The following is a 21,331-nucleotide window of genomic DNA, read 5'->3' as shown; positions in this document are numbered from 1 at the left end:
CATCGCGAAGCGACGCCGAAGGCGCCCTTGACTTTGGAGGGGCGGCCCCGTACGCAAGCGCCACCCCACCACCCGAACACCCCATCTCCCCATTCGCGAACCGTCTCGCGCCACCGCCAGAACACCCCCTCATTCCACCGCCAGAACACCCCTCGCAACTCACCGCCGGAACACCCCCTCTCGGCCCACCGCCGGAACGCCTCTCTCAGTTCACCGCCCGAACGCCATTTCACGTCACTCCGAATACTTCCGATGCAACTCTGCACACGCACGCATCGCTAGCGATCATCTCGCGCCAAGTAAAAGAGGAATAGCGATAACGGGTATCGCCTCGCCCTCAGAGGCGCCGCCCACGCACAACAGCCCACAAGATGCCCGCCGCCAGCCTGCGGATAAGCCTCGATACACCCTCAGAGCAGCTACCACCGCGCGTTGCGGAGCCAATTCGATCGGACGATTTCGTATTCGACTTCGCCGTGTTCGGTGCCAGGGATGGGATCGTCCCAATGCAGGTGGAAGGTGCGCACATGCGTCAGGCCCGCTTTTTCCATGACGCGGCGGGAGGCGGTGTTGACGGCCATCGTCTGGGCGATGATCCGCTGCACGCCGAGCTCGGTGAAGGCTTTGCGGATCAGTGCGCGGGACGCCTCGGTGGCGTAGCCGCGTCCCCAGTGGGCGACGCGGAGGCGGTAGCCGAGTTCGGCTTCGTAGGGTCCGCTGCCGTCGGGTCCGCGGCCTTCGACGGGGGTGAGGGCGAACCAGCCGGTGAAGTCGCCGGTGGCGCGTTCGTGGGCGGCCCATTGGCCGAGCGGGCCTTCGCTGTACTGGCGGAGGATCCGGGGCAGGACGTCGTTTTCGATCAGCGTCCGCGGGGTCGGTTTCCCGTTGGTGAGGAAGCGCATGACGCGGGGGTCGCCGTCGAGTTCGACGAGGTGGTCGGCGTCTTCGGTGGTGAAGTGGCGCAGCAGGAGCCGGTCGGTGGTGAGGAAGGTCCCCATGGCGACGAAGCCTAGGAGGACGGGGCGGGAAGGGGCTGGTTCGCGTAGCGTGCCCGCGTGGTGGTGATACCGGAGGTGTTCGCGCGGAGCACCGTCGAGCGCGAAGGGGAGGCGGGCACGGAGTGGCTCGCCGGGTTGCCGGGGATCGTGAAGGAACTCCTGGACCGCTGGGACTGCGTGCCGGACGGCGACGTCATGCACGGGGGCGTAGGGATCATCGTCCCGGTGCGGCGGGGCGGGGAGCCCGCCGTCGTGAAGGTGTCCTTCCCGCATCCCGGCAACGTCCATGAGCCGGACGCGTTCGCGGTGTGGGGCGGGCGCGGCGCGGTCCTGCTGCATGAGCGCGACGACGAGCGGTTCGCGATGCTGCTGGAGCGGGCCCGGACGGATTCCCTGGCGCAGGTCGAGGACGTCGACGAGATGGTGCGGGTCGCGGGACGCCTGAGCCGGCGGCTGGGCGTCCCGGCGCCGCCCGGCCTGCCCCGGCTGCGGGACCGGGCCGACGCGTGGGAGGAGCAACTGCGCAAGGACGCGCGGGAGCTGGTGCACGGCCTTCCCCCGCGCGTGCTGGACGCGGCGTTGGCGACGGTGCGGGAGCTGGGGCGCGCCCAGCCGGACACTCTCGTTCATGGCGACCTGCATGCGAGGAACATCCTGCGGGCCGACCGCGAGCCGTGGCTGGCGGTCGACCCGAAGGGGTACGCGGGGGACCGCGCCTACGACGCCGGTGCGCTGCTCAAGGCGCTCTTGCTGCGGCTCATCGAGGCCGATGACCTCGGCAAGGCCCTGCACCGCGCGATGGACGTGTTCGCGGAGGCCGCGGAGCTCGACCGGGGGCGTGTGCAGCGGTGGGCGCAGCTGCACGCCGTCCAAGGCGCGTTCTGGGCGCGCCGCCACGGATTCCGGGTGGCTCGCGGCGGCCTGGCGCTGGAGCAGATCACCGCCCTCGCGGACGGGCTGGCGGAGTCGCTGACGGAGTGACCGGGGCGGGTCACCGCTTGGGCGGCCAGCCGGAGAGCGGGAGCGGGCCGCGGCTGAGGACGCTGCGGATGGCGAAGGTGCTCCGCGCGTCGCGGACGGGGCCGATCGCGAGGATCTCATCGAGGAGCACCCGCTCGTAGGCGGCGAGGTCGGAGACGGCGACCTCGACGAGGAAGTCGGCCTCTCCGGAGACGACGTAGCAGGCGACGACGGCCGGGATGGCGGTGAGGGCCGCCTCGATCGTCCGGGACGTCTCGCGCGAGTGCTGGTCGACCTTCAGCGCGATGAAGACGGTGAGGCCGAGGCCGAGGCGGTCCCGGTCGAGTTCCGCGCGGTATCCGGCGATGACGCCGTCGTCCTCCAGCGCCTTGGTGCGGCGCAGGCAGGAGGAGGGGGAGAGGCGGACGGCCTCGGCGAGATCGACGTTGGCGGTGCGGCCGTGCTGCTGGAGTCGGTCGAGGATGGCGCGATCGATGCGGTCGTAACCCTGTTGCGGCATGCCGTGCAGCATATTGACTTCGCAGCGGCACGGCATTGCGCCATAGACGTCATACGAGCCACAACATGCCATCGCGTGCCGCGCGTTTCGGACGATGCTCCTGGCATGACTTCGAACCGGAACGATCTGTCCACGATGGGCGCCACGGCCCTGTACGTGGGGGCCCTGCTCGGCCCCAGCCTGCTGCTGCTGCCGGGTCTCGCCGCGCGTGCCGCCGGGCCCGCCTCCCTGCTGGCGTGGGCGGCCCTGCTGGTGCTGTCCGGCCTCATCGCGGTGGTGTTCAGCCGTCTCGGGACCACGGTGGGCTCGACGAGCGGTGTCGCGGGATACGCGGCCGCCGGGCTCGGGTCGCGTGCTGGGCGCGCGGCGGCCTGGTGCTTCCTCGGCGGGGTCGTCACGGGGGCGCCCGTGGTGTGCCTCATCGGCGGCGCGTACGTGGCGGAGCTGCTGCGGGCGGGGGACCGGACGGCGTTCCTGGCGGCCGGGGCCCTGCTGGCGCTGGTGCTGGCGATGCGCCTCGCCGGTGCGAGGACGGGTGTGCGGGTGCAGCTGGCGCTGGTCGGGCTGCTGGTGGCGCTGGTGGTGCTCGCCGTGGGCGGGGCTGCGCCGTCGGCACGCGCCGCGTACTGGCATCCGTTCGCCCCGCACGGGTGGGGGTCGATCGCGCGGGCGGCGTCGCCGTTGATGCTGGCGTTCGTCGGGTGGGAGGCGGCGGCTCCGCTGACGGCGCGGCTGCGGGATCCTCGGCGGCAGCTTCCGCGGGTCGTGGGCGCCGCGTTCGCCGTGACCGCCGTCCTGTACCTGGCGCTGGCGGCCGCCACGGTCGGGGTGCTCGGTCCGCGGGCGGGGAGTTCGGTGCCGCTGGCGGGCCTGCTGGAGGTCGCCGTCGGCGGGAGCGGGCGGGCGATCGCGGCGGCCGGCGCGGTCGTCCTGACGCTGGCGGCGACCAACGCCTACCTGACGGGTGCGACGGCGATGGCGTCCGCGCTGGCCGGGACGAGGCGAGGCCGGTCCGGCGGGACGTCTGCCGGGACGGCTGACGGGACGGGGCGGGGGCGGACGGCGGGGCTCGTCGCCGCGATCGCCGCGACCGGCGGGCTGCTGCTCGGTCTGGCGGGGAGCGGACTGGTCGGCACCGCGCAGTTCGTCGCCGTCCCGACGGCGCTGTTCCTCGTCGTCTACCTCGGGTGCATGGCGGCGGCGGTGCGGATCCTGAGCGGTCCGGTGCGGGTCGCGGCGGCGGTCGCGTGCGTCGCGGTCGTCCAGCTGCTGTTGTTCTCGGGGTGGGCGGCGCTGCTCGCCGCCGCCGTCGCGGTGACGGCGGCGGCGAGCGAGGGGGCCCGGCGTTCAGTCCTTCAGCAGCGGCGACGGCGCGGCGGACGCGTCATGGGCGACGGCGCGTGAGGCCCGCCGGCCGGTGCCGAGCGCGAGGAGCAGGGAGCCGGCGGTCAGCGCGACGCCGAACCAGACGACGCTGGTGACGCCGAGGTTGTCGGCGAGCTGGCCGCCGAAGAGCGCGCCGAGCGCGATGGAGGTGTTGTAGGCCATGGTGTTGAGCGACATCGCCGCCTCGAACGTCTCGGGGGCGGCGGCGAGGGTCATGTTGACCTGGGAGAGCTGGACGACGCCGAACGACAGCCCCCACAGCACCAGCGCGGCGATCGCGCCGGCCTTCGCGTCGCCGACGGCGAGCAGGAGCAGCAGGGACGCGACGAGGCCCGTGCAGCCGATGACGAAGCTGCCGCGCAGGCTCTTGTTCACGGTGTAGCCGGCGATGAAGTTCCCGGCGGCGCCGCCGATCCCGAAGATGATCAGCACGACGGTGATGAACAGGGGCGTCGCGGAGGTGTGGTCCTCCAGGAAGGGGCGGACGAACGTGTACGCCCCGAAGTGGCCGAGCACGAACAGCACGACGATGATCAGCACGGATCGCAGGGGGACGTTCCGGAGCGGCAGACCGAACACCTCGCGGACCGAGACCGCGTTGTCGGACGGCAGCGAAGGCACGATCGCGGCGACCAAAAGGAAGACCAGAAGGCTGAGGCCGGACCAGATGAGGAAGGTGGTCCGCCAGTCGGTGAGGTCCTCCAGGAGGGTGCCGAGGGGGATGCCGACGACCGTGGCGATCGAGATGCCGGACATGACGATCGCGGACGCGCGGCTGGCGTGCCGTTCCGGGACGAGGCGCATCGCCATGCTGACGCCGATGGCCCAGAACACTCCGCTGGCGAAGCCCATGACGAGCCGGGTCGCGAGGACGAGCGGGAAGTTCGGCGAGACGCCGGTGACGAGGTTCCCGACGGTGAGGACGGCCAGCAGCGCGGACAGCAGGACGCGCCGGTCGACGCGCCGGGTCCAGGCGACGATGAACGTGACGGCGAGGCCGGCGGAGACGCCGTAGAGGGTGACCATCAGCGCGGCGACGCCGACGGGGACGTCCAGGCTGGAGCTGAGCGGGGTGAGCAGGCCGACGGGCATCAGCTCGGTGGTGAGGAAGGTGAAGAGGCTGGCCGTGATCACGGCCACGCCCAGCCAGGCCCGCAGGAGCGAGTGCGGGCGCGCGGTGCGTGCGACCATCGCAGTGACCTTTCAACGTTGAAATGTTGAACGTTGAGGAAGGTAACCCGGTGATACCTTTGTGTCAAACAGTTCAACGTTGAGGAGTTTCTCGTGGGACGTGACGCCGTCGACCTCGTCCTGGAGCAGTGGGCCCGCGCGCGCCCTGACCTCGACGCGTCCCCGATGGGCGTGCTCGGCCGCCTGTCCCGGGTGGCGCGCATCGCCGAACGCGAGCTCAAGGCGCTGTTCAGCGAGTTCGGGCTGGAGCGCGGCGAGTTCGACGTCCTCGCCACCCTCCGGCGGGCGGGCGCGGACGGCGGCATGACGGCGGGCGACCTGGCCCGCTCGTCGATGGTGACGTCAGGGGCGGTGACCAACCGGCTCGACCGGCTCGTCGCCAAGGGCCACGTCACCCGCGACGTCGACCCCGCCAACCGGCGCAGCGTCATCGTCGCCCTCACGCCCGCCGGCCGCGACCTCATCGACCGCGCCGTGGTCGCGCACCTCGAGAACGAGCGGCGCATCCTCGCCGCGCTCGACCGGGACCAGCGGGACGGTCTCGCCGCGACCCTGCGCACGCTGCTGCTCAGCCTCGGCGACGAAGCCGGCGACGAGGCCGGCGGTGAGCCGGATGCCGCGGGCGGCGAGGCGCGGGGTGCCGCAGCCTCCGCCGACCCCGGCGCCGACCCCGGCGCCGACCCCGGTGCCGAGGCCCGCGACGAGGCGCGTGCCGCGGGCCGGTCCTAGGCGTTCAGCCAGGCGGCGATGTCGTCCAGCACGGCCGGGTCGACGTGCTGGGGGCGGTCGTAGCCGGCGGGCGTCGAGGGTCCGGTGCCCGGGAAGAACAGGTGGTCGTCGGCGGCGTGCACGCGGACGGTCACGCCGGGACGCCCCTCCAGGGCCGCCCGCCAGCGGGACAGGTCGTCCTCGACGGTGACCTGGTAGTCGCGCCCGCCTTGCAGGATCAGCATGGGCTTGCCGACCGCGAGGGCGGTCGCGACGGGGTCGTAGGAGCGCATGTCCAGCCAGTACGGCGCGGAGAGGCCGAACGGCAGGTCCGCCGCGGGATCCGCCGGGGACAGCGCCGGGTCCGCGACCCTGGCGGCCTGCCGGGTGATCGCCGCGACGGCGGCGTCCGCGTCCGGGCCCGGGTCCAGGGACGCGAGGTACCGTGTCACGCGGACGGCGGCCTCGTGCATCGGCTGCGCGTCCCCCGCCATGATCACCAGGCCGGCGACGGACGGCTCGGCGGTGGCGACGCGTGGGGCCGCCTTGCCGCCCATGCTGTGGCCGAGCACGAAGACGCGTTCGGCGTCCACGGCCGGATCGTCGCGGAGCAGGCGGACGGCCGCGACGGCGTGCGGGACGTACTCGTCCGCCATCGTGAAGGCGGGGTCGGCGGCCACTTCGGCGGGGTGGGCGCAGGTCGCCTTGTCGAAGCGCAGGACCGCGACGCCGCTGGTGGCGAGGCCCCAGGCGAGATCCTTGAGCGGCTTGTTGGGGCCGCTGGTCGCGTCGCGGTCGAACGGCCCGCCGCCGGCGAGCAGGACGGTGCCCGGATGCGGCCCGGTGCCCCGTGGGAGGGTGAGCGTCCCCGGGACGGCCAGCGGGCCGGAGCCGACGGTGACCTCGCGTTCCTCGAAGGCGGACGGGTCGGCGTAGGGCGGCGGGCTCCACGCCTCGGCACCGCCGGGCGCGAGCCGGAGGCCGTTCAGCAGGCCCGCGCCGTCCACGGACATGACGACGGTCAGCGCCCCGCGCTCGCAGGCGACCGGGACGCTCACCCGGGTCAGGTCCGTGCCGAGCGGCTCGGCCGCAGGGTCGCCGACGGAGGTCACCGCGCCGTGCCGCGCGATCTCCGCCGCCCACGCGGCGCCCACCGCACCGGTGGGCGCGACGGCCCGCAGCGGAGCGGCGAACAGCGCCTCGACCTCGGCGAACCGCCCGTCCCGCAGCGCCCGGGCGACCCCGGCGGCGATGGCTCCCGCGTCTCCCATGCCAACCCCTCTCAAGTTTGAGAAAGGTAACACGGATGAGATCGTAGGGCGATGGACACCCTGGAGCTGCTCGCCCACCCCGTCCGGCTGCGCGTCGTCCACGCGCTGCGCGGCGGCCGGCCGCTCAGCACGTCCGAGCTCCGCGAGCGGATCCCGGACGTCTCGAAGGCGACCGTCTACCGGCACATCGAGCTGCTGTTCGACGGCGGCGTCCTGGAGGTCGCCGAGGAGCGCCGGGTGCGCGGTGCGGTCGAGCGCCGCTACCGGCTCCGCCAGGAGCGCGCGGTGATCGACCCGGCCGCGCCGCTGTCCCGGGACGACCACCGGCGCGGGTTCGCGGCGGCGACCGCCGCCCTCATCGCCGCGTTCGGCGCCTACCTCGACCGCGACGGCAGCGACCCGGCCGCCGACCTGGTCGGATACCGGCAGCACGCCGTCTGGCTCAGCGAGGAGGAGTTGCTCGAACTGATCGCCGGGATGCGCGCCGCGATCGCCCCGCGGCTCGCGAACGGCCCGGCGCCCGGCCGCGCCCAGTACCTGCTGAGCCCCATCCTCTTCCCGATCGAACCCGCACCACCAGAACCCCCAGCAACGGAACCCCCGGCAACGGAACCCCCGGCAACGGAACCAACGTCGGCGGAACCCGCGTCGGCGGACCCCTCAGCAGCGGACCCCTCGGCGGCGGAGCCCCCGGCAGCGGATTCCGGACCCGCCTGACGGGCGGGGGGCTACTGCGGCGATCCCGCGTCGCGGGCCTCCTGCGGGTCCCGCGCGCCGAAGGCGTTCGAAGAGTCCGGTGCGTCGGGCGCCTCGGGTGCGTTGGGCAGGGCCGCTCCGCGAGGCACGGCAGTTGCGGTGGGCGCGTCGGGCGCGTCGGGTGCGTCCGGACTCGGCGGCCCGGGGATCCCCTGCTCGGGCCGCACACGGGTCCGGATCCAGGCCGGCAGCGACTTGCGCCGGGGCTCCGGCCCGTACCGGCCGCGCGGCGCCACCGCCATGATCGCCGCCGCGGCGGCCTCCGCGACCCGCTCCGACGACGCCAGACTGTCGGGGCCGTCCGGCGGTTCCGGCGCGGGCCGCAGCTCGCGGGGCCGCCCCACAATCTCGACCCCGCTCCGCCGCAGCGCGGCCACGTCCTCCTCCGCCCACGCCGCCACGAGGTCCCGCGCCGAGTCGGGGACGGCGACCGGGCCGCCGCGCTCGCCGCGCACGAGCAGGCCGTTCAGCAGGATCTCCTCGCGCAGCGCCCGGCACTCGAAGGTGCTCCAGCCCGAGTCCTCCAGCCGCCGGTTCAGCGCGACCATCAGCTCGGTCTCCTCGCTGGTCAGCCCGCCGTGGGTGCGGCGCGCCCGCACGTCGGCGGACGGCCGGCCGGAGCAGCCGCGCGCGCCGACGGCGGCGGCGAAGCGGCGCCACAGCAGGTCCGCCGGGGAACCGGGGTTGATCACGACGCGGACCCGGTCCGGGCCCACCGCGGCGGCCCACCGCCGGACCAGGCCGCCGAGCCCGAAGGCCCGCCACAGGTGCAGGTCGAGCTCCTCCTCGATCGCCTCCGGGCCGCGCTCGCGCTGCTCGACCAGCGCCGCGAAGTACTCCTCGATCGTGGAGTGCCGGCCGTTGCGGACGTGCTGCTGCCACAGCGACGGCAGCGACCGGTCCAGCCGCCGGGTGGTGATCACGATCTCGACGTCCGCGCCGTCGAACTCCGCGAGCAGCCGGGCCACCGCCGCCGACCGGATCACCGACAGCGCCTCGGCGGAGATCAGCACGGTGTCCGGCCAGGCGCGGACCTTCTCCATCAGCCGCAGCCACTTGTCGCGCTCTCCGGCGGCGTCGTCGGCCGAGACCCACGGGTACTCGTCGCCGAGGAGCCCCCGCGTCGCGCGCTCGTGGTTCTCGATCGCGTCCGGGAGGACCTCCCTGATCGAGTCCGGGTAGAGGATGCCCGCCTCCCGCGCGAGCGGTTCCGCGATGTGGCCGAGCACGTCCTGCAGGTAGGTGGTGCCCGACTTCTGCTGCCCGATGTGCAGGATGACCTTCGCTGCCATGGACCCGCCCCTTCCCCGAACCCGAGAGTGCTGAGAACCTGGCGTTTTCCCTGGTCATCGCACCATAGGCGGGTTCGGGGCGGGGGTAGAAGGCGGGCGGGCGAAGGTTAGCGCAGGGTTAACGCGCTCTTCCCCGTTCACCCAGCCTTCTTTCAGGCTTCGGTCAGGGTCCTCGTCCAGGCGTCCACGGAGACGACGTCGGCCTGGCGGGGGAAGACCTTCTCAGTGAGGACGCGGTGGACCTCGGGGTCGAGGTCGGCGCAGCCGTCGGCGAGGACGGTGAGCTGGAAGTCGAGGTCGGCGGCCTGCCGCAGGGTGGACAGGACGACGCCGCTCGTCGCGATCCCCGCCAGCACGAGGTGGTCGATGCCGCGCGAGCGCAGGACGAGGTCCAGGTCGCTGCCCGCGAACGCGCTCGCCCGCTTCTTGGTGATCACCGGCTCGTCGGGCCGCGGGCCGAGGTCGGGGTGGATCGCGGCGTTCGGGTCGGACGGGGTGAAGGCGCCGTCCGGCAGCGCCCCGAACGCCTTGTTGCGGGGGTTCTTGTCGGGGTGGCCCTCGCGGAAGCCGACGACGACGTGCAGCACGGGCACACCGGCCTTGCGCGCGGCGTCCACGGCGCCGACCACGCGCGGCAGGTAGGCGTCGTCCTCGACGCGCCCGACCATCCCGTTCTGCAGGTCCATCGCGAGCAGGGCGGTGTTCGTCATGACTGTCCAATCTCTCGGGAGGCGGGGCCGATGCGGCCCAGCGAGCGGTCCACCACCGTCACCAGCAGGAACGCGACGGAGATGGCGAGCATGAACCAGGCCAGGTGGTGCATCCCGGGGGTGCCGGCGCGCTGCCCGAAGAACGCGCCGTCGGCCGCGGACGCGACGATCGCGCCGAGGTAGCCGAAGGTGCGCAGCAGCCCGGCGGACGACGCCAGCCGCTCCGGGTCGGCCTGGTGGTAGACGGCGTTCTGGAGGGCGAGGCTGTTCAGCCCCTGCGGGACGCCGACGACGACCGCCACGGCCACGATCAGCCAGATCGGGCTGGCGGAGTGCAGCACCAGCAGCAGCGCGCACGCGGCGACCTGCCCGACGGCGCCCGCGAGGAGCTTCCCGCGGATCTCCGCGCGCCGTCCCGTGAGGGTGGAGACGATGATCGCGGTGCCGAAGAGCGGGAGCTGCGCGAGGCCCGTCTGGGACGCCGACAGGCCGCGTCCCTCCTCCAGCCATTGCGTGTAGCCGTAGAGGAACGCGTACGTGACGATGTAGGCGAGGAGCGCGCGCCCGTAGGTGATGAGCAGCGGCTTATTGCCGCCGAGGATGCGCAGGTCGATGAACGGTGCCTCCACCCGCAGCTCGCGGACGGCGAAGGCCGCCGCCGCCACGGCCACGACACCCAGCAGGTACAGGTGCCCTATGGCGGGCTCCATCAGGAACACCAGCAGCGAGATGAGCATGACGGCGAAGAGGCCCATGCCCGTCAGGTCCAGGCCCGCCAGGCGGCGCTCGCCGCGGGCGCGTTCAGGCAGCGGCGTCCTGGGCAGGCGCAGCAGGCCCAGCGCGATCCCGGCCAGCGCCAGCGGGATGTTGAGCGCGAGCGTGGTGCGCCATCCGCCGAGGCCGATCAGCAGCCCGCCGAGGGACGGCCCGATGACCGCGATGGTCTGCGTGGTCACCGCGAGCGCTGTGAGGACGCCGGCGGGGCTGTCGTGCCCGGTCCGCCGCGCCTCGCTCCGGATCAGCGACATCGCCGCCGGATAGCCGGCGCACGTCCCGAACCCGAGCAGCACCCGCGCCCCGATGAGCACCCACAGGTTCGGCGCGAGCACGCCGACCACGCCCGCGAGGCCGGTCAGCGCCGTCCCGGCGAGGAACAGCCGGCGCGGCCCGAACAGGTCGATCAGCCGCCCGACCACCGGCTGCCCGATCGCCGTCGCCAGGTACAGCGCGGAGATCAGCCAGGCGGTGCGGGACGGTGGCGCTCCGAACGCGGCGCCGATCGGCACCAGCGCGACCGAGATGATCGACGAGTTCACCGGGTTCAGGACGCTGCCGAGCATCATCGGCGCCAGGAGCCGCCGGTCGAACCCGTCCGGCGGGCCGTCCCGCCCGGGGCGGCGCCGGCGCAGCGAGCCCGTGACCCGGGTGAGCACCGAGGTCATCGGCCTCGCCGTCCCCGCGGCGCGGTCCCTTCCCGTCCTCGTTCCGTTCCGCCCGTTTCGTCCATGCCTTCCACAGTAGGTTCATCAGGCTGAGCTGTCCAGTTGAAACTGAACAAATGGAGCTGAGCAGGCCGGGCTGGCTGAATCGCGCGGTGTTGCCGGCGTGCGCGCCGCTCGGGGGGCAGCTCCGGCGTGCGCGGTCGCTCGGGGCAGGCCGGGCGTGCGCGCTGCTCAGGGCAGGCCGTTTCAGGGCAGGCGTGAACGCCTGATCGGCTTCCGCCGACGGGCCGGACGGGCCGGACGGGGCGTCCTCAGTAGACGAGCGCCTGCACGTCCGGTGCGGTGATCTCCTCGACGAACGTCGGGGCGCCGGCGATCCGGACGCCCGGCAGGACGTCGTCCGGGCCGATGCCCCGGCGCGCCGCGCACTGCGTGCACAGCGTGACGCGTCCGGCGGCGAGGATCACGGCGAGCAGGTCGTCCAGCGGCGTCGCGTGCTCCAGTTCGAAGCCCGCGGCGCGGCCCGGCAGGGCGAACCACGCGGACTCGCCCGTCAGCCACAGCGAGATCGCCACGCCGCTGGCCGCGGCGGCCGCCGCTACCGTGAACGCCTGGTTGCAGCGCTCCGGCGCGTCGGCCCCCGCCGTCACCTTGATAACCAGAGGTCTCGCCATAGCCGCACTCTAGTCCCGCGAGCCCGCGTAGCATCGTGCGGCGTGAGCGGCATGGTGAACGCGGGTGTCCTGGTCCTCGCTCTCGCGCTGGTGGCGGTGGCGGCCGTCCTGCTGGTGGTGCGGCTCGGGCGGCTGAAGTGACCGCTACGCTCGGTGCCCATGGAGTTTGAGCTGCACCCCGACCTTGAGCCGCTGAAGTTCCTCCTGGGCACGTGGGAGGGCGCCGGCGTCGGCGGCTATCCCACGATCGAGGGCTTCAACTTCGGGCAGGAGATCTCCTTCACCCACATCGGCAAGCCGTTCCTCGTCTACGCCAGCCGCAGCTGGCTGATCGAGCCGGACGGCACGCTGGGCCGTCCGCTGGCCGTGGAGACCGGCTACTGGCGTCCGCGGCCGAACCACGAGGTCGAGGTCACGCTCGCCCACCCCACCGGCATCGTCGAGATCTACGTGGGCAACGTCGCCTTCAACCGCGTCGAGCTCCAGACCGACGTGGTGGCGCGGACCGAGTCGGCCAAGGAGGTCACCGGGGGCTCGCGCCTGTACGGCCTCATCGGCGAGGACCTCGGCTGGGCCTACGACATGGCCGCCATGGGGCAGCCGCTCCAGTCGCACCTTTCGGCGCAGCTGAAGCGCGTCGGCTGACGGCCCGGACCGCGCGTCGCCGGGGCCGGTGCCGGTGCCGGCGCCCGTGCCGGCGGGCACGAGAGGCCCGGGCACGGGAACGGGCGGGCATGCGAACGGGCCCGGAGACGCTCCGGGCCCGGACATGGAACGATCCCCGGACCTTCCCGCGGGTGCGGGGCGATGGACAGGACTGGTCCATCGGTCCGGGGATCGGGTAACTGCCTGGTATTCGCCGGTCACCGTCGCGACCGGTGGCCACCGCCCGAGGGCGGCGGCGCCGAGGCGGAACGGCGACTAGCGGACAGCCACCTCGCGAGTCCCAGAATCAACCATTTCTTGGACCACCTCCTTTCGCGCGTACCCCGCACGCTATGCGAGCCCCCGGCATGGAGGCAAACGAGTTTTCGGCGACCCCGTCCGGCATACACTCGGGGCATGGTCGAGTCGTGGCAGGAGGAGCTGCGGGCCAAGGGGTACCGGGTCACCCCCCAGCGCCAGCTGGTGCTCGAGGCCGTCACCAACCTCGAACACGGGACACCCGAGGACATCTGTACCGAGGTGCAGCGCACCGCCCGCGGCGTGAACATCTCCACCGTCTACCGGACGCTGGAGCTGCTTGAGGAGCTGGGGCTCGTCAAGCACGCCCACCTGGGCCACGGACCGCCGAACTACCACCTCGCCGCCGAGGCCGAGCACATCCACCTGGTGTGCCGCGGCTGCCACACCGTGCAGGACGTCGCCCCGAAGGCCGCCGCCGGTCTCGCGGACCTGCTGGAGCACGATTTCGGGTTCGAGACGGACGTGCACCACCTCACGGTCTACGGGCGGTGCAAGGACTGCCGCGCGACATAGTCTGGCTCCATGGAGAGCCCGCTGCTGCAGTCGCCCGGAGCCGTCGCCGCCGATGAGCCCGACCAGGAAGTCGCCGCGCACTACGGGGAGCCGTCGCAGGAGCAACGCGCGCTCGAACGCGGCACGGCGTTCGTTGATCGCGGCGACCGCGGCGTGGTGCGGGTCTCCGGGCCGGACCGCCTGAGCTGGCTGCACAGCCTGCTGAGCCAGCATCTGGACGCTTTGAAGCCGTTCGAGCCGACCGAGGCGCTGCTGCTCAGCCCGCAGGGCCACATCGAGCACCACATGTTCCTGATCGACGACGGCGAGGCCGTGTGGGCGCACGTCGAGCCGGGCCGGGCGCCCGCGCTCGCGGAGTTCCTCGACCGGATGCGGTTCATGCTGCGCGTCGAGGTCGCGGACGTGTCGGACGAGTACGCGGTGATCACCGGGCCGGAGGGCGGCGGTCTCGCCTGGCCCGACGTCGCCGGGACGTTCACCCGGATCGTCCCGAGGTCGGACGGCTTCCCGGACGGCCTGCGCCCCGCCGGGATCTGGGCGTACGAGGCGCTGCGGATCGCCGAGCGGCGCCCCCGGTTCGGCCTCGACACCGACCACCGGACGATCCCGCACGAGGTCGGGTACGTCGAGACGGCCGTCCACCTGAACAAGGGCTGCTACCGGGGCCAGGAGACGGTCGCGCGCGTCCACAACCTGGGGCGCCCGCCCCGCCGCCTGGTGTTCCTGCACCTGGACGGCAGCGTCGACCGCCTGCCCGCGCACGGCGACCCGGTCGAGGTCCCCGGCGGGCGGACGATCGGGTTCGTCGGGTCCGCTGCGCGCCACCACGAGCTGGGGCCGATCGCGCTGGCGCTGGTCAAGCGGAACGTGCCCGTCGACGCGGAGCTGCTGGCGGGCGGCGTGGCCGCGGCGCAGGAGGTCGTGGTGTCGCCGGACACCGGGGCCAACGCGCAGATCGATCTCCGGAGGCGGCCCGCAAATCGCGGGTAAAGCGGCGACCCGCGGGGCAATATCGTCTGATATAGACGATTTCTGACCGGCCACCGCCCGGGGAAGGTGGATTCCTACCGATGGTCGCGAACCTGGGGAGAGAGAAGCCGCCGGCCGCGCGCAGGGGCACCCGCCGCCGCCGTCCCCGCCGGGAGTCCGCGCTGGTGTGGTGGGCCCTGTTCGCGGTGGTCGCCGGTGCCGCCTGGTACCTGCACTCGTGGCGGGTCGCGCTGCTCGGACTCCTCGGCTGGTGCCTGTACGAGTTCCTGCTCGTCCCGACGCTGTGCCGGGTGCTGACGCGTCAGGGAGCCCCCTGCATCGAGCGCGCGCGCGGACGGCTGTTCGCGTGCTCGTCCAGCCACCAGCACGTGAAGAACGACGCGCTGTGGAGGCTCATCGGGATGCGCAACCCGTCCCGCAGGAAGCCCGACCCGGAGGAGGCGGACGGCGGCACCGGCGTGGTCGTGCACTCCGCCAGCGTGCGCGGACGGCTCGCCCCGGCGGACCGGGCCCTGATCCTGCTCGCGGGCGCCGGAACCATCATCACGCTCGTCGGGATGGTCTACGGCTTCGGCTGACCCCGGACGCCGTTTCCCGGCGTCAGGCACGCCGTTCCGGGGCGCCGGGGCGCCGATCGGGGCCGCCGGGGGCGTTCTGGCGTTCCGGGGGCGTCGGCGCCGCGGGTCAGATGTCGACGACGAGGGTGATCGGGCCGTCGTTCACCAGCGAGACGGCCATGTCGGCGCCGAAGACGCCCGTCTCCACCTTGGCGCCCAGCGTCCGGAGCTCCTGGACCACCGCGTCCACCAGCGGCTCCGCGACCGGGCCCGGCGCGGCCGCCGTCCAGGTCGGGCGTCGGCCCTTCCGCGCGTCTCCGTACAGTGTGAACTGGCTCACGACGAGCAGCGGCGCGTTCAAATCCGAGCACGACTTCTCGTCCTTGAGGATGCGCAGGCCCCACAGCTTGGACGCCAGTTTCCGGGCCTTCGCCTCGTCGTCGTCGTGCGTCACCCCCACCAGGACCATCAGTCCCGGCCCGTCGATCTGGCCCACGACGCGCCCCTCCACGGACACGCTCGCCTGACTCACCCTCTGGACTACGGCACGCATGACCATGCATTCTGCCGCCTATGGGAGCAACGACGCTCATCACGGTGGCGCCCACGGGCGCGGAGTCCGCCAAGGCGGACGTCCCCGCCCTGCCCGTCACCCTGGATGAACTGGTCCAGACGGCCAAGGAATGCGAGGCGGCCGGCGCGGCCGTCATCCACGTGCACATCCGCGACGACGACGCGCGGCCCACCCTCGACCCGTCCCGGCTGCGGGACACGGTCGCGGCGCTGAGGGAGAGCACGGGACTGATCGTCCAACTGTCCACAGGGGGCGCCGTCACCGACCCCTATGAGGACCGCCTCCGCGTCCTGGACGCGGAACCGGACATGTGCTCGCTCACCTGCGGCACGGTCAACTTCGGCGACGACGTCTTCATGAACCCGTGGCCGTTCATGGTGGAGCTGTACCAGCGCACGCAGGAACTGGAGGTCGTGCCCGAGTTCGAGCTGTTCGACCTCGGACAGGTGGCGGCCCTGAACCGCCTCCTGGACAAGCACGGACTGCCGTACGGCGGCCATGTGCACTGCGACCTCGTCATGGGCGTCCCCGGTGGGATGCCCGGGGACGCGCGCTCGCTGGTCGCGGCCGTGGAGGCGCTCCCCGAAGGGGCGACATGGTCGGCCACCGGCATCGGCCGGACGTCCCTGCCCGTCATGTTCGCCGCACTGTCGGCCGGCGGGCACCTGCGGGTCGGCATGGAGGACACCGTCACCTTCGCCAAGGGGCAGCCGGTGACCGCCAACGTCCAACTCGTGGAGCGCGCCGCGTCCGCCGCCGCGCTGGCGCAGCGGCCCGCGATGCCCGTCGCCGACGCCCGCGCCCTCCTGGCCGTCAAACGCCGCTGACCTGCGCGGACACCGTCCGTCCCGCCGAATACCGGCGGGGGCGGCGCTGGACGGTTATCCACAGAACACAGTTCGGATTCACTTCGGTGCGGTGGGTAACCACCATGGTGACACGCGGGCTCGGGCGGCCCGCGTTCACCGACGACAGGGGGCGCAGTGCAGATCAATCCCGTACTCGTGGAGGTCGAGCGGTCCGGGTTCGTGGAGTCGCGGCACCGCGGCGCCGCGATCGGCCTCGACACCGGCGGCGAACCGGCGGTGCGCGCGGGCGCGCCGGAGGAGCCGATCTTCCCGCGCTCGGCGAACAAGCCGATGCAGGCCGTCGCGATGCTCCGGTCCGGGCTCGACCTCGACGGCGAGCTGCTCGCCCTCGCCGCCGGCAGCCACTCCGGCGAGGACTTCCACGTCGAGGGCGTGGAGAAGATCCTCGCCGGAGCCGGCCTCGGTACCGCCGACCTGCGCTGCCCCGAGCAGTGGCCGCTGGACCCCGAGACCCAGCAGGAGGTCGCGCGGACGGGCGGCGGCCCGTCCCGGATGCGGATGAACTGCTCCGGCAAGCACGCCGCCATGCTCGCGACCTGCGTCGCCGCCGGATGGCCCACCGAGGGCTACCTCGACCACGGCCACCCGCTCCAGCTCGCGGTCCGCGCCGTCGTCGAGGAACTCGCGGAGGAGCCCGTCGGTGCCGTCGGCGTGGACGGCTGCGGTGCACCGCTGTTCGCCGTGTCCGTGGCGGGCGTCGCCCGCGCGTTCCGTGCCCTGGTCCTCGCCGGCCCCGGCACCCCCGAGCGCCGCGTCGCCGACGCGATGCGCGCGCACCCGCAGTGGACGTCCGGGACGCGCCGCGAGGAGCGCCTGCTCATGGACGCCGTCCCGGGCCTGCTCGTCAAGTGCGGCGCCGAGGGCGTGGACGCGTTCGCCTTCACCGACGGCCGCGCCGGAGCCGTCAAGATCGACGACGGCGCCATGCGGGCCCGCACACCGGTGACCGTCGCCCTGGTCCGCGCCCTGGGCATCGACCAGGACGCTCCGAGCGCCCTGGACGACCTGGCGACCGTCCCCCTCCACGGCGGCGAAGCGCAGGTAGGAGCCATCCGCCCAGCCCCCGAAGTCTTCACTCAACCACCCACGTAACCCGGCTCCACCGCTCACGCACCCCCGGCTCCACCACTCACGTAACCCCGGCCTCACCGCCGACGTAACCCCGAGCCCACCGCTCAGGTGACCCCAGCCACGCCGACCCGTGGCACTGCCCAGCGTGGCCGTACGGCGTGCGAGGAACGCGGGCCGTGTCCCCCTGCGTGGGTGTGCCAGCAGCCTGCCGGCGCGGGGTCGAGAACCAGCCGATGCATGGGCTGGGAGCCCGTCAGCGCGTGGGCTGGGAGTTTGCCTGGGTGTGCTCGGAGCCTGCTGGTATGGGGCCGGGGGCCTGCCGATGCGAGGGCCGAGAGCCCGTCCGTGCCGGGGGTGGGAGCCTGCCGGTGTGGTGGTGGGGAGCTTGTGTGGGTGTGCTCGGAGCCTGTTGGTGTGGGGACCGGGAGCCTGCTGGTGCAGGGGCGGGGAGCCTGTCGGTGTAGCGCGGCGAGGCTGGCGGTGTGCGGTCGGGCGCTTGCCGGTGTGGTGGTGGGGAGCCTGTTGGTGTGGGGATCGGGAGCCTGCTGGTGCAGGGGCGGGGAGCCTGTCGATGTGGAGCGGGGAGGCTGCTGGTGCGGGGGCAGGGAGCCCGTAGGCCCGGGAGGCTGCCGGTGTGGGGAGCTGGGAGTTGCGGGCGTGGGGGGCTGGGAGTTGGCGGGGGTGGCGACTGGGGGCTGGGGTGGGCGAGGGTGGATAGGGGGCGAAAGGGGGGTGGAAAGGGGGAGGCCCCGGCGGGTGGGCCGGGGCCTGGATGGGGCTGGGGGTGTGGTCAGGTGTTGCGCTTGGGGCGCTTCAGGGAGTCGACCTCGTTCTTCAGGGCCTGCCGATCCTTGACGATCTTGGCGCGCTCCTTGAGCGTCTTGTTGGCCAGGCCCGGTCCGGTCTGGACACGGGGCTCGCGGCCCGGCTGCGGGTTCTCGTACAGGAACTCCTCCTCCTGCTCGGAGGTCGGCGGGTAGCTGTGCGAGAACATGCCGGGACGGTAGTAGTACAGCCCGCCCTGCTCCATGCCGCGATGGTTCGTCTGGTCGTTGCGGCGCTCCGGATGGACCTTCCGGGACGACGCGCTGATCGTGACGTAGAGCCAGGCCAACAGCGCCACCGTGCCGATCAGGGGAATGATCCAGGCCCAGAAGATCGGTCCGATGGGATCGGTGTTGGCGTAGACCATGGCGAGCATCCCGTCCACCTCCCGATGGTCGGCCGTTGCGACGCCTAGGGGTGTGTCCGCTAATTCGCCGCATTAACCTCAGGTGCTGGTATCGGTACCGTCGAGCCGAGCGTCCGGTTGCGTCCGGCGGGCAGGCCGGGGACGGCGAGCGCCCCGCAGACCGCCAGCACGGCGATCATCGGAACGGTCCAGCCGCCGGTGGCGTCGTGCAGCGCGCCGATGACGAGGGGACCGAGGGCCGCGATCACGTAGCCGACGCCCTGTGCCATGCCGGACAGCTGCGCGGCGACCCCGGCGTCATGCGCGCGCAGGCCGATGAACGACAGCGCGGTGGCGAACCCGAGGCCCTGGCCGATGCCGAGGACGATCGCCCACAGCCACACCGTGGCGATCGGCGCCCAGGCGATCCCGGCGAAGCCGACCACGCACAGCGAGCACGTCAGCGTCACCAGCGGGCGCTGGTCGCGCATCCGGCGCTCCAGCAGCGGCACGCCCAGCGAGCCGACCGCCTGGATCGCCGCGGTCAGGGCCAGGACGTAGCCGGCGGCGGTGTCGGTCATCCCGCGGTCCTGGCAGATCGTCGGCAGCCAGCCGAGCACCACGTACGCCAGCAGCGACTGGAGGCCCATGAAGACCGTGACCTGCCAGGCCAGACCCGTGCGCCACACCAGCGCCGCGGAGGCGCGGGAGGGGGGCGCGGACGGCGCCGACCGCGCGGCGCGGGAGGCCCGCACCGCCTTCGGCAGCCAGATCAGGCCCGCGATCGCGGCGGGCACCGCCAGCAGCCCGAGCGGCAGCCGCCACGAGGAGCCGAACGCGTCCTCGACCGGCACGGCCAGCCCGGACGAGATCGACGCGCCGCCGCTGACGGCGAGCGTGTACACCGCGGTGACGGTGGTGATCGAGTCCGGGTGGTCGCGCTTGATGATGGCGGGCATCGCGATGTTGCCGACGCTGATCGCGATGCCCGCGACCAGCGACCCGGCGAACAGCGGGAAGGGGGCGTCCACGAGCCGCAGCAGCAGCCCGGCGATCAGCAGGCCCATCGCGATGACCAGCAGCGTCTCGCTGCGCGGGGGCCGCCGCAGGAAGGGGGCGACCAGGCCGTAGGAGCCGAAGAACACCAGCGGCAGCGTGGTGAGCGCGCCCGCCGCCGTCCCGGACAGGTGGAAGGCGTCCTGGATCTCGGTCAGCACCGGCCCGACCGCGGAGATCGCCGGGCGTAGGTTGACCGCGACCAGGACGATCAGCAGCACCGATCCGAGCAGTCCGGTCCGCCGCGCCGTCACCGGTCCTCCTCGCGGCCGAGGAGGGCGTCCAGCACGGCGAGGGTCGGTTCGACGACCTCGGCGGCGGCCCGCGCGGCCGCGTCCGGGTCGGACGCGGCGATCGCGTCGAGCACGGCCCGGTGCCTGGCCGGGCCGGCCTCCGGGATCTCGTGGTCGAGCCGGACGGCGCGCATCGCCTCGCCGAGCCGGACGATGAAGAACCGCATCGCCTCGATGAGCACCGGGTTGCCGCTGGCCTCGGCGACGCCGAGGTGGAAGCGGGCGTCCGCGGCGCCGAACTCGGCGGCGCCGTGCTCGTCCGCGCCGGTGGCCTCGTCGCGGGCGCGCAGCAATTCCTCGAGCCGCTCCAGGTCGGCGGGGGTGCGCCGCCGCGCGGCCAGCCGCGCCGCCTGGACGTCGTAGGCGAGCTGCACCTCGAAGACGTCCCGGACCGACGCGTGCGCGACCCCGCCGAGCAGCGGGCGCGGGTCCGCGCTGCTGCGCACGTAGGTGCCGTCGCCGCGCCGCACCTCCAGCACGCCGCAGTGCGACAGCGCGCGGATCGCCTCGCGGACGGCGGGCCGACTCACGCCGAGCTGCGCGGCGAGGTCCAGCTCGCCGGGGATGCGCTCGCCCACCGGCCAGGAGCCGCCGCTGACCTGCCGCTGGAGCTGGTCGAGCACGGCGTCGACGGTCGACCCGCTCGGGACGGGACTCAGCGCCACCATGACCTCCCTCTGTAAGATGTCAGACATCTTACGAAATGCCCTTGCGCCTTCGAGAGGTGGGGGACGGTCTCAAAGAAGCTCGCCTGGTGCCGCGCCCGCTCGTGGTGCGTGGGCGTTCGTGGTGCGGGGGCGTTCGTGGTGCGGGGCGTGCGCGGTCGGATGGTTGAAACGCGGACACCGGGTACCCACCCGTGGCGAGGAGGTGTCGCCACATGCTCGGCAGTTCCGTTCACATCGGGGACATCTACCTGTACACGATCGCCCCCGTGGTGATCTTCCTGGCGATCGCGGGCTGGCTCTTCCTCACGATCTTCGCGTCCAAGGATCCCCGGCGGTCGACGGGCCGGGACGCGCAGATGCCGCACCGCGGCGAGGTGACCGGCGGCGTCCTGCGCGGCAGCCCGTCGCAGCGCAACCGCCGCGACCCGGCGCTCACCCCGGCCGAGCGGGAGCTGGCGCGGCTGGAGGCCGAGCGCGAGGAGGCCGCGCGCCGGGAGGCCGCCGCACGCGACGCCGCCGAACGGGAACGCGCCGCGAAAGCCCGCGCCGCCGCGACGCGGCGCAAGTTCGGTCCGCTCCGCTGGATCCACAAGAGGCACGCGGGCGACATCCGCCAGGTCAGGTGATGCGAGCCCGGACCGCATCTCCCCCCGACGCGGCGCCTGCCGGAACGGCCACCCACCCACCCCCCGAAT

The 21,331-nt window shown here is 73.2% G+C and carries 23 protein-coding genes; 11 read left to right on the top strand and 12 right to left on the bottom strand.

From position 1 onward, the window contains the following. Positions 1 to 419: 419 nt before the first annotated feature. Entirely contained in the window at positions 420 to 998 is a 579-nt protein-coding gene (locus ABT299_RS35930; protein WP_500253450.1) for a GNAT family N-acetyltransferase, read from the bottom strand. Between the two features lie 57 nt (positions 999 to 1,055). On the opposite strand from ABT299_RS35930, the gene ABT299_RS35925 reads away from it, so the two are divergent. Continuing rightward, positions 1,056 to 1,979, top strand: coding sequence for an aminoglycoside phosphotransferase family protein (locus ABT299_RS35925; RefSeq protein ID WP_500253449.1), 924 nt, complete (start codon positions 1,056 to 1,058; stop codon positions 1,977 to 1,979). A gap of 10 nt (positions 1,980 to 1,989) precedes the next feature. Here ABT299_RS35925 and ABT299_RS35920 read toward each other — a convergent pair whose 3' ends face one another. Next, positions 1,990 to 2,478, bottom strand: coding sequence for an Lrp/AsnC family transcriptional regulator (locus ABT299_RS35920; protein ID WP_190863837.1), 489 nt, complete (start codon positions 2,476 to 2,478; stop codon positions 1,990 to 1,992). Positions 2,479 to 2,583: 105 nt separating this feature from the next. Between ABT299_RS35920 and ABT299_RS35915 the strand changes: the two genes are divergently transcribed. Next, positions 2,584 to 3,882: an APC family permease gene (locus tag ABT299_RS35915; protein WP_500253448.1), complete on the top strand. Its 1,299-nt coding sequence runs from the start codon at positions 2,584 to 2,586 to the stop codon at positions 3,880 to 3,882. Here the strand turns inward: ABT299_RS35915 and ABT299_RS35910 are convergent. After that, positions 3,826 to 5,055 carry an MFS transporter gene (locus tag ABT299_RS35910; RefSeq protein ID WP_500253447.1) on the bottom strand — a complete coding sequence of 410 codons (1,230 nt, stop codon included), beginning with the start codon at positions 5,053 to 5,055 and terminating at the stop codon, positions 3,826 to 3,828. The two genes, ABT299_RS35915 and ABT299_RS35910, sit on opposite strands and share 57 nt — an antisense overlap. A gap of 93 nt (positions 5,056 to 5,148) precedes the next feature. On the opposite strand from ABT299_RS35910, the gene ABT299_RS35905 reads away from it, so the two are divergent. Beyond that, positions 5,149 to 5,784: a MarR family winged helix-turn-helix transcriptional regulator gene (locus ABT299_RS35905; protein ID WP_500253446.1), complete on the top strand. Its 636-nt coding sequence runs from the start codon at positions 5,149 to 5,151 to the stop codon at positions 5,782 to 5,784. Here ABT299_RS35905 and ABT299_RS35900 read toward each other — a convergent pair. Further along, entirely contained in the window at positions 5,781 to 7,034 is a 1,254-nt protein-coding gene (locus ABT299_RS35900) for an alpha/beta hydrolase family protein (RefSeq protein ID WP_500253445.1), read from the bottom strand. The genes ABT299_RS35905 and ABT299_RS35900 overlap by 4 nt on opposite strands. Positions 7,035 to 7,085: 51 nt before the next feature. Between ABT299_RS35900 and ABT299_RS35895 the strand changes: the two genes are divergently transcribed. After that, positions 7,086 to 7,751, top strand: coding sequence for a helix-turn-helix domain-containing protein (locus ABT299_RS35895; protein ID WP_500253444.1), 666 nt, complete (start codon positions 7,086 to 7,088; stop codon positions 7,749 to 7,751). An 11-nt stretch (positions 7,752 to 7,762) separates the two neighbouring features. Here the strand turns inward: ABT299_RS35895 and ABT299_RS35890 are convergent, their stop codons facing one another. The 4 genes from ABT299_RS35890 to ABT299_RS35875 all read right to left on the bottom strand — a co-directional run bounded on the left by ABT299_RS35890 (position 7,763) and on the right by ABT299_RS35875 (position 11,908). Beyond that, on the bottom strand, positions 7,763 to 9,082 hold the full coding sequence (locus ABT299_RS35890; RefSeq protein ID WP_500253443.1) for a hypothetical protein: 1,320 nt from the start codon (positions 9,080 to 9,082) through the stop codon (positions 7,763 to 7,765). Positions 9,083 to 9,234: 152 nt separating this feature from the next. After that, positions 9,235 to 9,792 (bottom strand): cysteine hydrolase family protein, encoded by a 558-nt coding sequence (locus ABT299_RS35885; protein ID WP_500253442.1) that lies wholly within the window; start codon positions 9,790 to 9,792, stop codon positions 9,235 to 9,237. Continuing rightward, positions 9,789 to 11,234: an MFS transporter gene (locus ABT299_RS35880; RefSeq protein WP_500253441.1), complete on the bottom strand. Its 1,446-nt coding sequence runs from the start codon at positions 11,232 to 11,234 to the stop codon at positions 9,789 to 9,791. The genes ABT299_RS35885 and ABT299_RS35880 overlap by 4 nt, the downstream gene beginning before the upstream one ends. 311 nt (positions 11,235 to 11,545) lie before the next feature. After that, entirely contained in the window at positions 11,546 to 11,908 is a 363-nt protein-coding gene (locus tag ABT299_RS35875) for a DsrE family protein (RefSeq protein WP_190863851.1), read from the bottom strand. A 159-nt stretch (positions 11,909 to 12,067) separates the two neighbouring features. On the opposite strand from ABT299_RS35875, the gene ABT299_RS35870 reads away from it, so the two are divergent. From ABT299_RS35870 to ABT299_RS35855, 4 genes are all read left to right on the top strand, one after another. After that, entirely contained in the window at positions 12,068 to 12,553 is a 486-nt protein-coding gene (locus ABT299_RS35870) for a heme-binding beta-barrel domain-containing protein (protein WP_190863853.1), read from the top strand. Positions 12,554 to 12,970: 417 nt separating this feature from the next. Further along, complete coding sequence (locus ABT299_RS35865; RefSeq protein ID WP_500253440.1) at positions 12,971 to 13,387, top strand: Fur family transcriptional regulator; 417 nt, start codon at positions 12,971 to 12,973, stop codon at positions 13,385 to 13,387. A gap of 9 nt (positions 13,388 to 13,396) precedes the next feature. After that, on the top strand, positions 13,397 to 14,377 hold the full coding sequence (ygfZ, locus tag ABT299_RS35860) for a CAF17-like 4Fe-4S cluster assembly/insertion protein YgfZ (protein ID WP_500253439.1): 981 nt from the start codon (positions 13,397 to 13,399) through the stop codon (positions 14,375 to 14,377). A gap of 80 nt (positions 14,378 to 14,457) precedes the next feature. Continuing rightward, a complete protein-coding gene (locus tag ABT299_RS35855) occupies positions 14,458 to 14,955 on the top strand; it encodes a hypothetical protein (RefSeq protein ID WP_500253438.1) in 498 nt (165 codons plus the stop codon). Between the two features lie 106 nt (positions 14,956 to 15,061). On the opposite strand, the gene dtd is transcribed toward ABT299_RS35855, so the two are convergent. Next, a complete protein-coding gene (gene dtd / locus ABT299_RS35850) occupies positions 15,062 to 15,487 on the bottom strand; it encodes a D-aminoacyl-tRNA deacylase (RefSeq protein ID WP_190863862.1) in 426 nt (141 codons plus the stop codon). Between the two features lie 20 nt (positions 15,488 to 15,507). On the opposite strand from dtd, the gene ABT299_RS35845 reads away from it, so the two are divergent. Then, positions 15,508 to 16,335 (top strand): beta-keto acid cleavage family enzyme, encoded by an 828-nt coding sequence (locus ABT299_RS35845; protein WP_500253437.1) that lies wholly within the window; start codon positions 15,508 to 15,510, stop codon positions 16,333 to 16,335. Between the two features lie 156 nt (positions 16,336 to 16,491). Further along, positions 16,492 to 17,469, top strand: coding sequence for an asparaginase (locus tag ABT299_RS35840; protein WP_433142239.1), 978 nt, complete (start codon positions 16,492 to 16,494; stop codon positions 17,467 to 17,469). 769 nt (positions 17,470 to 18,238) lie between these two features. On the opposite strand, the gene ABT299_RS35835 is transcribed toward ABT299_RS35840, so the two are convergent. From ABT299_RS35835 to ABT299_RS35825, 3 genes are read right to left on the bottom strand one after another with little or no spacing between them, the layout of a single operon-like run. Beyond that, on the bottom strand, positions 18,239 to 18,658 hold the full coding sequence (locus ABT299_RS35835) for a hypothetical protein (protein ID WP_433142236.1): 420 nt from the start codon (positions 18,656 to 18,658) through the stop codon (positions 18,239 to 18,241). 41 nt (positions 18,659 to 18,699) lie between these two features. Next, positions 18,700 to 19,929 carry an MFS transporter gene (locus ABT299_RS35830; RefSeq protein WP_190863871.1) on the bottom strand — a complete coding sequence of 410 codons (1,230 nt, stop codon included), beginning with the start codon at positions 19,927 to 19,929 and terminating at the stop codon, positions 18,700 to 18,702. Further along, positions 19,926 to 20,636 (bottom strand): FadR/GntR family transcriptional regulator, encoded by a 711-nt coding sequence (locus tag ABT299_RS35825; protein ID WP_500253436.1) that lies wholly within the window; start codon positions 20,634 to 20,636, stop codon positions 19,926 to 19,928. Before ABT299_RS35825 ends, ABT299_RS35830 begins: the two co-directional genes overlap by 4 nt. Before the next feature lie 212 nt (positions 20,637 to 20,848). On the opposite strand from ABT299_RS35825, the gene ABT299_RS35820 reads away from it, so the two are divergent. Next, positions 20,849 to 21,262: a hypothetical protein gene (locus ABT299_RS35820; RefSeq protein ID WP_387022027.1), complete on the top strand. Its 414-nt coding sequence runs from the start codon at positions 20,849 to 20,851 to the stop codon at positions 21,260 to 21,262. The last annotated feature ends 69 nt before the right edge of the window (positions 21,263 to 21,331 follow it).

This window comes from Spirillospora sp. NPDC000708 (genome assembly GCF_040299565.1).
Lineage (GTDB): Bacteria > Actinomycetota > Actinomycetes > Streptosporangiales > Streptosporangiaceae > Spirillospora.
The sequence above is the reverse complement of the archived record's forward strand: the minus strand, read 5'-3'. Positions and strand labels throughout refer to the sequence as shown.

Bases quoted from the DNA above. Each gene is read 5' to 3' on its own strand.
- ABT299_RS35930 (WP_500253450.1), bottom strand. From the start codon at position 998: ATGGGGACCTTCCTCACCACCGACCGGCTCCTGCTGCGCCACTTCACC.
- ABT299_RS35920 (WP_190863837.1), bottom strand. From the start codon at position 2,478: ATGCCGCAACAGGGTTACGACCGCATCGATCGCGCCATCCTCGACCGA.
- ABT299_RS35915 (WP_500253448.1), top strand. From the start codon at position 2,584: ATGACTTCGAACCGGAACGATCTGTCCACGATGGGCGCCACGGCCCTG.
- ABT299_RS35910 (WP_500253447.1), bottom strand. From the start codon at position 5,055: ATGGTCGCACGCACCGCGCGCCCGCACTCGCTCCTGCGGGCCTGGCTG.
- ABT299_RS35900 (WP_500253445.1), bottom strand. From the start codon at position 7,034: ATGGGAGACGCGGGAGCCATCGCCGCCGGGGTCGCCCGGGCGCTGCGG.
- ABT299_RS35895 (WP_500253444.1), top strand. From the start codon at position 7,086: ATGGACACCCTGGAGCTGCTCGCCCACCCCGTCCGGCTGCGCGTCGTC.
- ABT299_RS35890 (WP_500253443.1), bottom strand. From the start codon at position 9,082: ATGGCAGCGAAGGTCATCCTGCACATCGGGCAGCAGAAGTCGGGCACC.
- ABT299_RS35885 (WP_500253442.1), bottom strand. From the start codon at position 9,792: ATGACGAACACCGCCCTGCTCGCGATGGACCTGCAGAACGGGATGGTC.
- ABT299_RS35880 (WP_500253441.1), bottom strand. From the start codon at position 11,234: ATGACCTCGGTGCTCACCCGGGTCACGGGCTCGCTGCGCCGGCGCCGC.
- ABT299_RS35875 (WP_190863851.1), bottom strand. From the start codon at position 11,908: ATGGCGAGACCTCTGGTTATCAAGGTGACGGCGGGGGCCGACGCGCCG.
- ABT299_RS35870 (WP_190863853.1), top strand. From the start codon at position 12,068: ATGGAGTTTGAGCTGCACCCCGACCTTGAGCCGCTGAAGTTCCTCCTG.
- ABT299_RS35865 (WP_500253440.1), top strand. From the start codon at position 12,971: ATGGTCGAGTCGTGGCAGGAGGAGCTGCGGGCCAAGGGGTACCGGGTC.
- ygfZ (WP_500253439.1), top strand. From the start codon at position 13,397: ATGGAGAGCCCGCTGCTGCAGTCGCCCGGAGCCGTCGCCGCCGATGAG.
- ABT299_RS35855 (WP_500253438.1), top strand. From the start codon at position 14,458: ATGGTCGCGAACCTGGGGAGAGAGAAGCCGCCGGCCGCGCGCAGGGGC.
- dtd (WP_190863862.1), bottom strand. From the start codon at position 15,487: ATGCGTGCCGTAGTCCAGAGGGTGAGTCAGGCGAGCGTGTCCGTGGAG.
- ABT299_RS35845 (WP_500253437.1), top strand. From the start codon at position 15,508: ATGGGAGCAACGACGCTCATCACGGTGGCGCCCACGGGCGCGGAGTCC.
- ABT299_RS35825 (WP_500253436.1), bottom strand. From the start codon at position 20,636: ATGGTGGCGCTGAGTCCCGTCCCGAGCGGGTCGACCGTCGACGCCGTG.
- ABT299_RS35820 (WP_387022027.1), top strand. From the start codon at position 20,849: ATGCTCGGCAGTTCCGTTCACATCGGGGACATCTACCTGTACACGATC.